Below are 13,445 nucleotides of genomic sequence, written 5' to 3' on the forward strand. Positions count from 1 at the left end.
TCACGGGCCGGAGCCGGGATGTGGATACGCGTAGACGTTCGCGTCGTCAGCGGCGACGTAGACCCCGTTCCCGTCGGCAGCGGCCCCAGTCGGCAACGCATCGAACAGTTCGACAGTTCCCCGGGGCTGTCCGTCGCTACTCAGCTCGTGGAGCGGCCCGGTCGACGGGGCAAAGAGCGTATCGCCGCGGACGGCGGGTGGGGAGAACAGCTCCGCGTCACGACCCTCGAACGCCCACGCTGTGCGTCCGGTCGAGGGGTCCAGCGCGAGGAGTCGCTCGTAACCCACGACGATACGTTCACCGACCGACCCGACGAAATCCACGTCGAGGTCGCTGCGCTGCCACGCCCGTTCGCCGGTAGTCACGTCGAACGCGCGGATGGACCCCTCGTCCCCGCCGCTGACCGCGTAGCCGCCCGCAGAGGCGACGTTCGTCTCACCGAAGTTCGCGTCGATAGCGGTCTCCCACTGTTTCTCGCCGGAGTCGGCGTCGATCCCGTAGGCCGCGCTGTGTGTGCTGGGCCGCCGGTTGCCTTTCCCCGCCGCGACACAGACGACCCCGTCTTCGTACGCTGGCTGTTTGACGACGATCGTCCGCTCGTCGGCGTCCCGTTCGGTGAATATCCACGATACGTCACCCGAGGAGAGCGAACGGGCGACGACGCGCGCTCCCTCTCTGGCACGAGCGGCCAGGAAGACGGTGCCGTCGACGACGAGCGGGCGATGATCGCTGGCCTCCGACGGCTTCTCCCATCGGGTCTCGCCCGTCGCCACGTCGAGTGTGTGGACGCGGTAGTCGCTCAACACGACAGCGGTCCCGTCAGCGACGGAGACGTGCGGTTCGGTCTCGAACTCCCTGACCCACGCCCGGGTGCCGTCAGCGGCGTCGAAGGCGTACAGACGCCGGTCGCTACTCCCGACGAGGACCACTCCGTTCGCCGTCACTGGGGGCTGATAGACGGGTGCTCGCGTCCGCTGTGCCCACCGTGCCGACTCCGGAACCTCCGGGGTCGACACGGCCGAGGCCGTCGGTGAGGACCGATCGGTAGAGCGCCGTGTCGCCGTCGCCGACCGGACCGGCGACTCGGTTACCGTCCGTTCGGTCGGCTCCTGGAGGTTCAGACAGCCGCCGGTGGAGACGAGACCGGCAAGCCCTGCCATGGTCCGGAGGAACCCCCGGCGGTTCGTCGGCGTGTCGTCCATACTCTCCTGTCACTCACTGGCGAACCATTACAGGTGGGTCCGACTGCTCGGCTCAGGGCGGCCGGATCGGCGTCGCGTTCTCCCAGTGGTCGACGAAGGCCTCGCTGATGTCCTCGGTGAAGTCGGGGTCCTTGAGGTCGATGACGCCGAAGGTCTCTTCGAGCCCCAGCGGGTGGGGCACCTCGATACACACTTCGATGTCGTCGATGAGTTCGAAGGTGGTCGTGATGTCCGAACTGGCCCGCGCGGTGTAGTTGTCGTAGGGTGCCAGTCGGTCGTAGTACTCCTGGTTGGCCGACGCCGGCAGGTTCTCGAAGAGGTCGGGGCGGACCAACAGGGAGACGTCGACGCCCCGCTCCAGTGCGGTCTCCAGTTCGTCGACGATCCGCTCGGTCCCGGCGCGGATGTCGACCTGCCGTGCCGGCGAGGACCCGACCATGACGATCCGCCGGTCGGCGGCGGCCAGGCGCTCCAACAGGAGATCGAGCGAGTCCTCGGGGCCGACCGCGGCGGTCCAGAACGGTTCCTCGACCGGTTCGGCGCTCTCTAACTGCTCTGCGAGGTCGTCGACGATGCTCTCGTACTGCTGGGACTGCTCTTCGAGTTCCCGCTTCTTGTCCTCGAGCAGGCGATCGAGCGCGGTCTCCGGTTCGACGGCGACGTACTTCTTCGGTCGACTCGCCGTCTGGCTCCGGACCAGATTGTAGGTCACGAGGCTGTTGAGAACGTCGTAGATCCGGCCCATCGGAACGTCACTGGCCCGTGACAGCTCTTTCGCCGTCGTCGGACCCGTCTCCAGTAGCGATCGATAGGCCCGTGCCTCGTATTCGGAGAGACCGAGGTCGCGTAAACTCGCCATATCTGGACATGCACTGGGCCTACCTAAAAACTAGCCCCGTGTTTACCGTTTTCCCCGGTGGGCTACTCACCGGTCAGCGCCGCTTCGAGCGTGGCCGGCGTCTCGGCCTCGGCCGTGACGGTCCCGTCTTCCCGGAGCCGCGCGACGCCGTCTCCGTCCGGGTCGGGGACGACCGTCGTCTCGTGGTCGGCCAGTCGTAGCGCCGCCCGATGGAGGTCGGTCCCCGCCTCGGTGCCGACGACCACCGCCTGCGGATCTCGGAGCCGTGCAGCCACGGCGGCGTAGCCGGCCACCTCGACACCCATCCGCTCGGCGGCCCCGGCGAAGGCCTCGACCGCCTCGGTCGCGACCCGGCGGTATCGGTCTTCGCCGGTCAGCGCGGCGAGGTCGACCAGGGCGTCCGCGAGTTCGACAGTCGTATCCAGGGGATGTAGCGACCGGCTACAGAGGCCGGCACCGCTCTCGGGACCGTCCCGGAACGCGCCGCTTTGCTCCTGGCGGTGTTCGATCGTCCAGTCGGCGACCCCACGAGCGGGGCCGGACTCGCCGGTCACCTGCCAACTCGTCGTCAGTCCCTGGAGGAGGCCGGCCTGGTCGCCCAGGAGGCCGCGATCGCTCCCCTCGCCGTCGTAGTGGGCGACCGCGCCGTCCTCGACGAGGCGGTCACAGACGCTATCCCTGGCTCGCTGGGCGTACCGACGGGCGCGTTCGTCGTCGGTGTAGGCCGCCAGCCACAGCAGACCGTCGACCGCCAGGCCGTTCCGGTCGGCGAAGACCGTCTCGTCGACGTGAGGCGGATCCGCCTCCTCGCGTTCGCTGGGTTCGAGTCGGTAGTAGTCGTCGACGCCGGCCTGGCTCCCGGCGAAGGCGTCCGCGTCGTCGGCCCACAGCGTCGTCGTGAGGTACTCGGCGGTCCGCTGGGCGGCGTCGCGGTAGGTCTCGGTCCCGGTGTACCGGTAGCCGTGTGCGAACGCACGGACCAGGGCGGCGTTCTCGTCGAGCAGTTTCTCCCGGCGCGGGTTCGACCAGTTCCGGTCGGTCGCGTACCGGAAGAAGCCGCCGTCGTACGTATCGAACAGGTGTGTGTGGATCGCTTCGAGGCTCCGGGTCGCCTGGTCACGGGCCCGGACCAGCGCGAACTCGACGGTCCGGGCCAGCGGGAACTTCACGTCCGTCCCCCAGCCGCCGAACTCCTCGTCGTAGGCGCCCAGCAACTGCTCGATCATGTGTTCCTCGATGCGTGGGCGTAACTCGCCGGCCGGCGGCGCCTCGTCCTGGAGCTGTCTCGGGATCGAGCCCGCCTCCGCCCCCCGGGAGTCCCAGGCCTCGCGGACGCTATCGAGAATGCCGCGGAAGCCGTCCGGGCCGAGGAACGTCGCGCCGGTGATGACCTCACCGGCGGGGGTGAGAAACACCGTCGAGGGGAACCCGCCCATCGTGTACCGTTCCCTGACACGGGGGTCGCGGTCGGCGTCGACCCTGACCGGAACGAACCCGTCGTTGATGTTGGCCGCGATGCGTGGCTCGCCGTAGGTCCCCCGGTCCATGGCCCGACACTCCCCGCTCCAGGGCACGGTCAGGGAGAGCAGGACCGGCCGGCCGCTGTCGGCGGCTGCCTCGAAGGCCGCTGGCCCCCACTCGCGCCACTCGACTTTCGTCTCCGCCGCGAACTCGTCCATACCGGCCGTCGGCCCTGCGCGTACATAGGCCCTTCACTCCCCGGTCGTCACTCGACGAAAGACCGATTGGTCGGCCGGCCCAACTGCTGGCTATGTGTGCCCACCAGACCGGTCGGTCGGTCGACACGCCGGTCACGCCGGGCGACCGACCGCCGCGTCTCGGTCGCCTGCCGGTCGTCGACAACACCGTCGCGATGCTGCGGGACCCACTGGCGTTCTACGACCGCGTCGGCGACCACGAGGCCGACGTCGTCGGCTACAACGTCGCGGGGACGACCGGCTACTTCCTCACGCACCCGGACCTGATCGAACAGGTGCTCGTCACCGACGCCAGCGACTACGAGAAGGGCGCACTGCTTCAGCGCACGCTCGGGGAGTTCGTCGGTGAGGGCCTCTTTCTCCTGGAGGGCGAGGAGTGGCAACGCCAGCGGACGGCCCTCCAGCCGGCCTTCTACCGGGACCGCATCGAGACCTACGGCGAGACGATGACCGACTTCGCAGCGGCGACCGCCGACGAGTGGGACGACGGCGAGGTCGTCGACGCCCGGCCGTCGATGCAGGCGCTCACACTGCGGATTCTCGGGAAGACGCTGCTGGACGTGGAGATCGAGACGACCGCCGACGCGCTCGAACCGCTGCTCTCGGCGCTCCGGCACCGCCTCGACCCGCGGACGCTGTCGGCGTATCTCCCACTGTGGGTCCCGACGCCGATCAACCGCCGCGTGAACCGGTCGCTCTCGGCCTTCGAGGCGACGCTCGACGACATCGTCGCCGCCCGCCGGCGAGAGGACGAGACGACTCGCGAGGCCCGTGACGACGTCCTCTCGCTGTTGCTCTCGATGGACGAGGAGACGATGGACCGCGAGCGGCTGGGCGACCAGTTGCTGACCTTTCTCGTGGCCGGCCACGACACCACGTCGCTGACCCTGTCGTACGCCTGGTTCCTGCTGGCGACCCACCCACAGATCCAGCGCCGACTCCACGAGGAACTCGACGAGACGCTCGACGGGGCGACCCCGACGGTGGCGGACCTATTCGAACTCCCCTACCTGGATCGGGTCCTCTCGGAGGTACTGCGGCTCTACCCGCCGGCGTTTACCGTCTTCCGCCAGCCGGCCCGACCGGTCTCGCTGGGCGGCTACGAGATCGGCCCCGACGCGCAACTGACCCTCCCACAGTGGCTCGTCCACCGGGACGAGCGGTGGTACGACGATCCCGACGCCTTCCGTCCGGACCGCTGGACCGACGACTTCGAGTCGACACTGCCCGACTACGCCTACTACCCCTTCGGCGGCGGTCCCCGACACTGCATCGGGATGCGCTTCGCCCGGATGGAGGCGAAACTCGCGCTGGCGACGATCGCCCAACGGTTCGCCGTCGAGCCGGTCACCGAACCACCGCTGGAGTTGGCCATGCAGATCACTCTCTCGCCGGCCGAACCGATCCAGATTCGGGTTCGCGACCGGTAGCCGGCCCCAACCTCCCGCTCTCGAAAGGGGTTTGGGGCCGGCCCTGCAAGGGCGGGTATGCTCCGGGTCATCGGGCTGTTGTTGCTCATCCCGCTGTTCGACATCGTGTTACTCGTGGCTGTCGCGATCCCCTTCTTTGGCCCCCTCGTGACGGTCGCACTGGTCGTCCTGACCGCCCTCGTCGGCATGCTCCTGGTCCGCGCCGAAGGTCGGGCGACGCTCAGGAAGATCCAGCAGAAACTCGCTCAGGGCGAAGTCCCCACGGACGAACTCGTCGACGGCGGCCTGCTCATCGCCGCCGGCGCGTTCTTCCTCACCCCGGGCCTGGTGACCGACGCCGTCGGTCTTCTGCTGGCGATCCCGTTCACCCGCTACCCGATCCGCGCCGCCACCAACCGCTGGGTCGTCAGACCCTACATCGACGCCAAGACGGGCGGCTTCGCCAGCGGACAGGTGTACATCGGCGGCTTCCCCGACGAGGGACAGGGCGGGATGGGAGCGGGGCAGGGACCGGACGGCGGTTCCCAGCCCAGCGGGGGCTCCGGGTCGGGTTTCGACCCCGACGACGCCACTGACGTGGACTTCGAGGATTCGGACCGGTAGTGGCTGCCCTGGTGTGGTTTCACACCCGAACGCCGGTGAAACGTTACCCTTTTCACTACCCCTCGGGTACAGTCTGATGCGTTCAGCGGGCCAATAGCTCAATCAGGTTGAGCGCTCGGCTGATAACCGGGAGGTTCGCGGTTCAAATCCGCGTTGGCCCACTCGTTTTCCTTCCGTTCCCTAGCCGAGAGCGGAGCCGTCCGTAGTGGTTCCGCACCGCTGTCAGTGTCCGGACACTGGTTCCCGGAGTGCCCACGTGTCCGTCTCCGGATCGAGCTTCGAGGGTTCCGAACCCCGTTCGGTCAGAACGCCCGCGTGGTACAGCATCGCTTTGAGTTGGAACACTGTCGGCGAATGATAGACGCCGCCGTCGGTCAGCGCAGGCCGGCGGAGCCCACCGTCGTCGGTCAGTACGCGGCTCCGAACGTCGCCGTCGCCACGCAGGAACAACTCGACAGTGAACGTGGGGTGGGTCGCGTGGAGATACTCGACGAACTCGACGAGCGACGGCGAGGGAAAGCCGTCGTCGTGGAGACATTGGAGTTCCTCGACGAGTAACTGTGTCGCCGGATACGCGTAGACGACACGGCGGGTGAGTTGGCCCCACCGCGGGGCGATGTCGACGAACCGTTTCCGGGAGCGCTTCCACGCTCCGAAGGCAGCCAGGGCGTCGTCGACTGACCCGTACTCCCGGAGGCCGAACCGAACGACCTCGCGGCCGAGGGGCGTCAGCCCGTTTTCGGGGCCGCGATCGAGCAGTCCCAAAAAGACAGCCCCTCGGCGGGCGTCGGCAACGGCACCGACGACGCGCTCGGCGACGAGGTCGTCGGTTGCTCCATCGTGGACGACCGCCAGCGGGACAGCGAGGTAGTTCTTCGGGTGGTTCAGTCCGAAACTCCGGTCGGTGACCCCCTGTGCGCTGGCCTGGAAGCGGATCGCGGTCGCCTCGTCGGGCGAGCGGGTGCCGACGACACGGGGCCGTTCGAGGACTGTCACGGTCTCACTATCGACGCCGAGGACGCCGACGTTGACCTGGCGAGCCAGCGTCCGGGTCGACTGGGTGATCGCTCCGGTCGGCGCGGCGAGGAAGGCGACGTTCGCTTCGCCGAGACGGTCGTGTGCCTGGACGACGCCACGTTCGACGTCGGTGGTCCCGTGGCTGGTCGCACCTTTGGCCTCGACGGCGATCAGCGGCGGCTGGTCGCCCAGCCGGTCGATCGCGAGGACCTCGTCGTTGATCCGGCCGACGCCGACCAGATCGGGGTAGCCCGAGCCGACACGAACGTGGTTGAACGGGGCCAGGCTCGCCCGTGTCCGTTCGGGGATCGGCGTCTCCGCGAGCCACTGTTCCTGTGCGAACTGCGTGTCGGCGACGACGTACTGGTCCGGGGCGTCCTCGGGGAAGAGTCGCTGTTTTGCCCGGGCGAGGACCTGGGGCTCGGTCTGGACGGTGGCGGCCATGGCCGTGCTTCAGTCAGCGGGACAAAGAGCGTTCGGGGCCACCGCGGTCTGTCGTTCGGTTCCGGTGAGTGCGTGTCGGCCGGGAGCACTGATCGCCCGGTAGCTCTCGGTAGTCCTACAGTCCGCTCATAGCAGCGGTCATGACACAGGCACTAGACACGCCGCTGTGGGCGCCGGATGCCATCGGTACCGGGTCCCAGCAGCCATCGTCCCGGCGCCCACGTGGTCGACACTCGTCCGGCCGGTCTACGTCCCTAGGGGCTCGACTCACCGGCGGAATCGTCCCAGCGACACAGTCGGAGTCGACGGTACCGAGAGGACGACAGACAACGACTCATAGGCTCGTTTTTCGCTCCCCCGATCTGATCAGTCCAGGACGTGTGTCGTTCAGAGACTGACCGATAGAGGCCCTACATTCAGGACACGGTGGTTCGAAATCGATTTGATTAGCCGGATGAGAGGACGTACATCCCAAGAAGTGTAGCGACGATTCCGACCAGTACGGCAGGAATCTGGAATCCGCTCATCCAGAGCATCGCACCGACGAAATACCCGAACATCACGGCGAACGTCGCCGTCCACTTCCACGACCACCATCCGGAGGTCGACGGTGGACCTGGACTCATGCTAAAAAATTTCCATATAGTAACACAAAGAGTTGTTGTTGCCCGCGAACAGGAGCGCGTTAGACTCGCACACCTACCGAGCAGGGAATCCGTCTTCGACGGTCCTGAAACCACTCTTTCTGTCCGCTGTTCGCTGACACCCGCATCCTGTGACCGGAGACAGCGGTGCAACTAGAACCATCGGGTTATTTGTCGATCGCCTTTCGATTTCCGAGTGACATGACAGTCCTGTCGACGAACGACGAAGGGAAGTTCCTGATGGACAACGAGGGCGAGCAGATCGGGATCGTCACCGAGGTCGATCCGGACGAACAGATCGCCTACGTCGAGCCCGAACCCGACGTCACCGAGGCCATCGTCCAGGGACTCGGGTTCGGTGACGCCGACGCCGACGATATCGAGGTTCCCGCCGAGAGCGTCGCGACGGTCACCGACAGCGAGATTCGCGTCGCCCGCGACCTGTAGGAGCGCGCTCGATCAGGGGACCTGCGGCTGACCTCGTCTTCTCGGTCGACCGCGAACCGTTAAACCGTCCCCGGCCCGAGTGGTGGGGTATGAGCGAGGAGGCACACGCGTTCGTTCCGGGACACGTGACGGGGTTTTTCACCGTCGACTGGGACGACGATCCGACGAAAGCGGGCTCTCGCGGGGGCGGGCTGGCGCTCTCCGACGGGGTTCGCGTGACCGTCGAGCGAGCCGAGGAGACGACGATCGCACTCGACGGCACCGACATCGAGATGGATGCGGTCGATCGGGTTCTGGATGCATTGCGGGCGAAGGCACGGGTCAGTGCCGAGACGGACCTTCCGCTGGGTGCGGGCTTTGGCGTCTCCGGTGGGATGGCACTGGGGACGGCACTGGCGGCCAACGCAGCCTTCGACCGGGGGTTGTCGTACAACGAACTGGTCACGATCGCACACGGGGCAGAGGTCCAGGCGGGAACTGGGCTCGGTGACGTCGTCGCGCAGGCCCGCGGCGGCATCCCGTTACGGCTCGAACCCGGCGGGCCGCAGTACAACTACGTCGACGCGGTCCCGGCGCGGACCCGCGTCGAGTACCACTCCCTGGGTGAACTCTCGACCGCCGAGGTCATCGACGGCGAGACGGAGGCGTTGACCGCCGCCGGCGAACGGGCGATCTCGCAAGTGGTCCGCGAGCCCACGCTGTCGACGTTCATGCGAGCCTCGCGACAGTTCGCACGGGAAGCCGATCTCCTGACGCCCGAGCTCACACAGGTCATCGGCGAGGTGGCCGACGCCGGCGGCGACCCCTCGATGGCGATGCTCGGCGAGACGGTGTTCACGCTGGGAACCGGACTGACAGACGCCGGCTACGACGCTGCGGTCTGTGAGGTGTATCCGCCGGGTGGGACAGTCGAGGACGGCGGCTGACCGACGGATTTTCTACCCTCGGGGAGCCAACGGAAGGTATGACTGAAGAGGTCTCCGTACCGGAGAGTCACCCGCGATACGAGTCGCTGCTGACGCGCCACCGCATCGAGGCGGGCGTCGAGCGCGGTATCACCTCCAAGCAGGGACTCATCGCGGAGGGACGGGGGGAAGCGTTCGACTATCTGCTCGGTGAGGAAACCACCGACAGTGCCGACCGTGCGGCGCGTGCGGCCGCGGCCTACCTCCTGTCCGCCGAGCACGCGGTCGTCTCCGTCAACGGGAACGCCGCTGCCCTGGTCCCCGAGGAACTGGTCGAGTTGGCCGACGTGACCGGCGCCGAACTGGAAGTGAACCTGTTCAATCGGACCCGGGAGCGGATCGAAGCGATCGCCGACTACCTCCGCGAACACGGCGCCGAGGGCGTCAAGGGGCTCGACGCGGACGCCCGTATCCCCGGACTCGATCACGAGCGCGCGAAGGTCGATTCCGACGGGATCTACGACGCCGACGTGGTGCTCGTCCCGCTGGAGGACGGCGACCGCGCCGAGGCGCTGGGCGAGATGGGGAAGACGGAACTCGTCGTCGATCTGAACCCGCTGAGCCGCTCGCCACAAGTCGCGACGGTCCCGATCGTCGACAACATCATCCGGGCGATCCCCACTATCACCGAACACGCCCGCGAGTTGGCGGGCGATCCCGCCGCTCAGCAAGCGGCCATCGAGACGTTCGACGCCGACGCGGCGCTTGCCGACGCGAAGCGGCGCATCCGGGAGGTGGAGGCATGAGCCTCCCGCCCTCGATCGACATCGACCGAGGTCTCCCCGACGAGGCGTCGGTCCGGGAGACGCTGGCCGACCGGACGCTGACGAAACTGGGCGACGACGAACGACTCGAACGCCTCCACCGGGTGTTCTACCCGGCGTTCCGAGTCGAGTACACCTACGAGACCGGCGAGGGGAAACTGTTCGGGACAGAGCGCCGGCACGCGAGCGCGCTGCTGGACGGGCTCTGGGCCGACAACGACCGTGCGCTCTCACAGTACGCCGACAGCGCGGAGCACGTGAGCGGACTGTCGACCGACGGCTTCGACTTCGGCACCGATACGCCGTCGCTGGGTCGATCGGTCCTGTTGCAGTTCCAGGGGACCACCGACGACGCGGCGTCGATCCTCCCCAGTCGGCTCACCGAGTACCGGGAACAGAACGCCGGGACGGCCAACGTCTTCCTGCGGAAGCTCCGGGAGGCCTACGGGCTCCCCGGGGATTTCGACCCCGACGGGTTCGAGGGCGTCCAGTCGGTCAAACGGGTCTATCTCCCCTTCTGGCTGGCGGAGTTTCACGCTCCCCATACCGAGGACGTCGTGATGGTCTCGTTCCGCGATCCCGGTGTCGATACAGACGAACTTCGCCGGCACGCCTGGCTGGCCGAGTACGTCAGCGCGGACCCGCGTCGGCTGGCGACCTACGGCTACGAGGTCGACCCCGACCGGCTCGAACGTGACATCCGCGAGCGCGTCGAGGAGGCCGAGGAGGAGCGGCGACCGGACGGGCGAGACCGTCCCGAGAACGAGCCAGACGGCGCTCCGACGATCAACCGCGAGCGCCCGTCCGACGACGATACCGTGGTCCAGCCCGACGGCGTCGAGATGGACGCCGACTCGCTGGTCGATCCCGATCCGGAACGGAGCTTCGCCGACGTCGGCGGGATGAGCGAACTCCTGGAGACGCTGAACCACAAGGTCACCCGCCCGCTCCAGAACCCCGAGGCGTTCGAGGAATACGGCATCGGCGTCGTCAACGGCGTCCTGTTACACGGGCCGCCGGGCTGTGGGAAGACCCACGTCGCAGGTGCGCTCGCCGGCGAGATCGACCACAGCTTCGTCGAGGTCACGCCGGCGGACGTGACCAGCAAGTACATGGGCGAACCCGCGAAGAAGATCGAGGAACTGTTCGAGATCGCGCGGGCCAACGCGCCGTGTGTCCTCTTTATCGACGAGATCGACGGTATCGCCAGTTCCCGGAGCGGCGAGGGCAACATGAACGCCAGCGAGCAACAGCTCGTCAACCAGCTGCTGACCGAACTGGAGGAGATCGCCGAGGAGGACGTGGTCGTGGTGGCCGCGACGAACCTCGTCGAGGACGTCGACGACGCGATCCGCCGGTCGGGTCGGTTCGACGAGCGGGTCGAGGTGCCGCCGCCGGACGCCGACGCACGGCGGCAGATCCTGTCGATCCACCTGGCCGGCCGGCCCACCGCCGACGATCTCTCGCTGGACACTGTCGTCGAGGAGACGGCCGGGTTCGCGGCCAGCGACCTCGAACTCATCGCCGAGAACGCGGCCCGCGAGGCGTTACGCGAGGACGCCCCGATCCGTACTGACCACCTCATGACCGTCGTCGAGGAGTCCGAGACGAGTATCGAAGACTGGGTCGATCCCGAAGACGTCGCCGTCGACGGTGTCGTCCAGCCCGACGGCGTCGACCTGCAGGCCTCCACGCTGGTCGAGACTGATCCCGGCCGGGACTTCGCCGATGTCGGTGGGATGGACGACCTGAAACAGCGACTGGACGATACCGTCATCGACCCGCTCCAGAACGCCGAGGCCTACGCCGAGTACGGCATCGACGTGCTCTCCGGGTTGCTCCTCTACGGGCCACCGGGCTGTGGGAAGACTCACCTGGCGGGGGCGCTCGCGGGAGAACTCGATCACAGTTTCGTCGAGATCACGCCCGCGGACATCGCCAGCAAGTGGATGGGAGAACCGGCACAGAACGTCGCCGAGGTGTTCGAGATCGCGCGGGCTAACGCGCCGTGTGTCCTCTTCATCGACGAGATCGACGGCATCGCCGGCTCGCGACACGGCTCGATGAACACCAGCGAGCAACAGCTTGTCAACCAACTGCTGACCGAACTGGAGGGCGCTTCCGAGGACGACGTCGTCGTGGTGGCCGCGACGAACTTCGTCGAGGACATCGACGGTGCGCTTCGTCGGTCGGGCCGGTTCGACGAGCGGGTCGAAGTGCCCCCGCCCGACGCCGAGGCCCGCCGACAGATCCTGGAGATCCACCTGGAAGACCGGCCGATCACCGAGGGGATCGACTGGGCGCCGATCGTCGAGCACACCGAGGGGTACGCCGCCAGTGACCTCGAACTTCTCGCGGAGGACGCGGCACGCGAGGCGCTCCGTGACGGTTCGGACCTCGCACAGGAACACTTAGAGACCGCGGTCTGGGAGACACACTCCAGTATCGAGAACTGGGAGGGCCGGGACCGGTACGCTCAGGCCGACGGGACGACGGCGCTGGACTGACCGGCGGGACCTTCTTGCGACTCGGGCACCTACGACCGGCGAATGCCCGTCTATCCTTCGGTCCGCGATCACGGTGTCGAGCTGTGCGAGCGGGCCGGCTACGAGATCGAGCCGACCGACGACCGACGGCGGCCGCCCGTGGTCGCGGCACCCACGCGGGACGCCGTCGGGCTCGTCGACCCCGAGGACCCGCGGCCGGTCGCCGTCGAACCGCTTACAGAGGCCGATGTCGGTCCGGCCGGACTGGTCCCGCGCTTTGCCGACGCAGTCCGGGAGGGCCGTGACTGTCTGTTCGTGGTTCCCTCGACGGAATCGACCGGGACGACGCTCACACAGGTCGTCGCGACGGTGCTCGGCGAACCGGCCTGTGTCGCCGACGACGGGCCGGACGGCCGGCACTTCTACAAGGGGCCGGATAGAGTCCCGCTCTCGGACGGGAGCTACGCCTGTGCCCGAGCGGCGACGGCCGACCTCCAGTGGCGGGAGGTGCCGGTCGGCGAGGAGCGGCCGCGACTGGAACTGGGCGTCGGTACCGAAGTCGTCGCCGTCTTCGAGAGTATCGACGACCTGGCGGCCCCGCCGCGTCACGCCTTTCAACATGCCTACCGGCGGGCCGACGACGGCCGCTTCGAGGTCACTGCACAGGGTGAGGTGGTCGAGCGGTTTTCCGGCCCGACCGCGATGCGACACGAGGGGTACGCACCGGTCCCGATGCCGCTCGTCCCGGAACACCTGTTCCCCGAGGCGGCCGACCTGGGACGGTGGGCGGTCTGTCAGCCCGACGGCGGACAGCAGGTCTTGACCGCTGCCGGACTGCACGCCTGGTCGTAACCACTCCCCGCGG

General features: G+C 67.8%; 12 protein-coding genes and 1 tRNA gene. 8 read left to right on the forward strand and 5 right to left on the reverse strand.

All coding sequences use genetic code 11. From position 1 onward, the window contains the following. From P0204_RS13570 to P0204_RS13580, 3 genes are all read right to left on the reverse strand, one after another. The gene (locus P0204_RS13570; RefSeq protein ID WP_276180094.1) at positions 1 to 1,203 is read right to left on the reverse strand and encodes an outer membrane protein assembly factor BamB family protein; all 1,203 of its coding nucleotides are present in this window, start codon (positions 1,201 to 1,203) and stop codon (positions 1 to 3) included. Between the two features lie 52 nt (positions 1,204 to 1,255). Next, on the reverse strand, positions 1,256 to 2,062 hold the full coding sequence (locus P0204_RS13575) for a TrmB family transcriptional regulator (protein WP_276180096.1): 807 nt from the start codon (positions 2,060 to 2,062) through the stop codon (positions 1,256 to 1,258). A gap of 62 nt (positions 2,063 to 2,124) precedes the next feature. Further along, positions 2,125 to 3,741 (reverse strand): DUF255 domain-containing protein, encoded by a 1,617-nt coding sequence (locus P0204_RS13580; RefSeq protein ID WP_276180098.1) that lies wholly within the window; start codon positions 3,739 to 3,741, stop codon positions 2,125 to 2,127. A gap of 92 nt (positions 3,742 to 3,833) precedes the next feature. Between P0204_RS13580 and P0204_RS13585 the strand changes: the two genes are divergently transcribed. The 3 genes from P0204_RS13585 (at position 3,834) to P0204_RS13595 (ending at position 5,974) form a co-directional block, all read left to right on the forward strand. Further along, on the forward strand, positions 3,834 to 5,210 hold the full coding sequence (locus tag P0204_RS13585; RefSeq protein WP_276180100.1) for a cytochrome P450: 1,377 nt from the start codon (positions 3,834 to 3,836) through the stop codon (positions 5,208 to 5,210). 57 nt (positions 5,211 to 5,267) lie between these two features. Next, the gene (locus tag P0204_RS13590; RefSeq protein WP_276180102.1) at positions 5,268 to 5,813 is read left to right on the forward strand and encodes an FxsA family protein; all 546 of its coding nucleotides are present in this window, start codon (positions 5,268 to 5,270) and stop codon (positions 5,811 to 5,813) included. 87 nt (positions 5,814 to 5,900) lie between these two features. Next, a tRNA-Ile gene (locus P0204_RS13595) sits at positions 5,901 to 5,974 on the forward strand. 61 nt (positions 5,975 to 6,035) lie between these two features. Here the strand turns inward: P0204_RS13595 and P0204_RS13600 are convergent. Beyond that, a complete protein-coding gene (locus P0204_RS13600) occupies positions 6,036 to 7,274 on the reverse strand; it encodes a hypothetical protein (protein ID WP_276180104.1) in 1,239 nt (412 codons plus the stop codon). A gap of 446 nt (positions 7,275 to 7,720) precedes the next feature. After that, positions 7,721 to 7,900, reverse strand: coding sequence for a hypothetical protein (locus P0204_RS13605; RefSeq protein WP_276180106.1), 180 nt, complete (start codon positions 7,898 to 7,900; stop codon positions 7,721 to 7,723). Positions 7,901 to 8,119: 219 nt separating this feature from the next. Between P0204_RS13605 and P0204_RS13610 the strand changes: the two genes are divergently transcribed. From P0204_RS13610 to P0204_RS13630, 5 genes are all read left to right on the forward strand, one after another. Then, positions 8,120 to 8,365, forward strand: coding sequence for a hypothetical protein (locus P0204_RS13610; RefSeq protein WP_276180108.1), 246 nt, complete (start codon positions 8,120 to 8,122; stop codon positions 8,363 to 8,365). Positions 8,366 to 8,454: 89 nt separating this feature from the next. Further along, on the forward strand, positions 8,455 to 9,291 hold the full coding sequence (locus P0204_RS13615; protein WP_276180110.1) for a pantoate kinase: 837 nt from the start codon (positions 8,455 to 8,457) through the stop codon (positions 9,289 to 9,291). Positions 9,292 to 9,329: 38 nt separating this feature from the next. Beyond that, positions 9,330 to 10,076 (forward strand): 4-phosphopantoate--beta-alanine ligase, encoded by a 747-nt coding sequence (locus tag P0204_RS13620; RefSeq protein ID WP_276180113.1) that lies wholly within the window; start codon positions 9,330 to 9,332, stop codon positions 10,074 to 10,076. Beyond that, complete coding sequence (locus tag P0204_RS13625; RefSeq protein ID WP_276180115.1) at positions 10,073 to 12,601, forward strand: AAA family ATPase; 2,529 nt, start codon at positions 10,073 to 10,075, stop codon at positions 12,599 to 12,601. Before P0204_RS13620 ends, P0204_RS13625 begins: the two co-directional genes overlap by 4 nt. 42 nt (positions 12,602 to 12,643) lie before the next feature. After that, the gene (locus P0204_RS13630) at positions 12,644 to 13,432 is read left to right on the forward strand and encodes a hypothetical protein (RefSeq protein WP_276180117.1); all 789 of its coding nucleotides are present in this window, start codon (positions 12,644 to 12,646) and stop codon (positions 13,430 to 13,432) included. The last annotated feature ends 13 nt before the right edge of the window (positions 13,433 to 13,445 follow it).

It is taken from the genome of Haloarcula halophila (genome assembly GCF_029278565.1).
GTDB classification, from domain to species: Archaea; Halobacteriota; Halobacteria; order Halobacteriales; family Haloarculaceae; genus Haloarcula; species Haloarcula halophila.

What these genes read in the sequence shown, in the direction of transcription:
- P0204_RS13605 (WP_276180106.1), bottom strand. Translation starts at nt 7,900, where the DNA reads ATGAGTCCAGGTCCACCGTCGACCTCCGGATGGTGGTCGTGGAAGTGG.
- P0204_RS13615 (WP_276180110.1), top strand. Translation starts at nt 8,455, where the DNA reads ATGAGCGAGGAGGCACACGCGTTCGTTCCGGGACACGTGACGGGGTTT.
- P0204_RS13580 (WP_276180098.1), bottom strand. Translation starts at nt 3,741, where the DNA reads ATGGACGAGTTCGCGGCGGAGACGAAAGTCGAGTGGCGCGAGTGGGGG.
- P0204_RS13600 (WP_276180104.1), bottom strand. Translation starts at nt 7,274, where the DNA reads ATGGCCGCCACCGTCCAGACCGAGCCCCAGGTCCTCGCCCGGGCAAAA.
- P0204_RS13610 (WP_276180108.1), top strand. Translation starts at nt 8,120, where the DNA reads ATGACAGTCCTGTCGACGAACGACGAAGGGAAGTTCCTGATGGACAAC.
- P0204_RS13570 (WP_276180094.1), bottom strand. Translation starts at nt 1,203, where the DNA reads ATGGACGACACGCCGACGAACCGCCGGGGGTTCCTCCGGACCATGGCA.
- P0204_RS13585 (WP_276180100.1), top strand. Translation starts at nt 3,834, where the DNA reads ATGTGTGCCCACCAGACCGGTCGGTCGGTCGACACGCCGGTCACGCCG.
- P0204_RS13625 (WP_276180115.1), top strand. Translation starts at nt 10,073, where the DNA reads ATGAGCCTCCCGCCCTCGATCGACATCGACCGAGGTCTCCCCGACGAG.
- P0204_RS13590 (WP_276180102.1), top strand. Translation starts at nt 5,268, where the DNA reads ATGCTCCGGGTCATCGGGCTGTTGTTGCTCATCCCGCTGTTCGACATC.
- P0204_RS13620 (WP_276180113.1), top strand. Translation starts at nt 9,330, where the DNA reads ATGACTGAAGAGGTCTCCGTACCGGAGAGTCACCCGCGATACGAGTCG.
- P0204_RS13630 (WP_276180117.1), top strand. Translation starts at nt 12,644, where the DNA reads ATGCCCGTCTATCCTTCGGTCCGCGATCACGGTGTCGAGCTGTGCGAG.
- P0204_RS13575 (WP_276180096.1), bottom strand. Translation starts at nt 2,062, where the DNA reads ATGGCGAGTTTACGCGACCTCGGTCTCTCCGAATACGAGGCACGGGCC.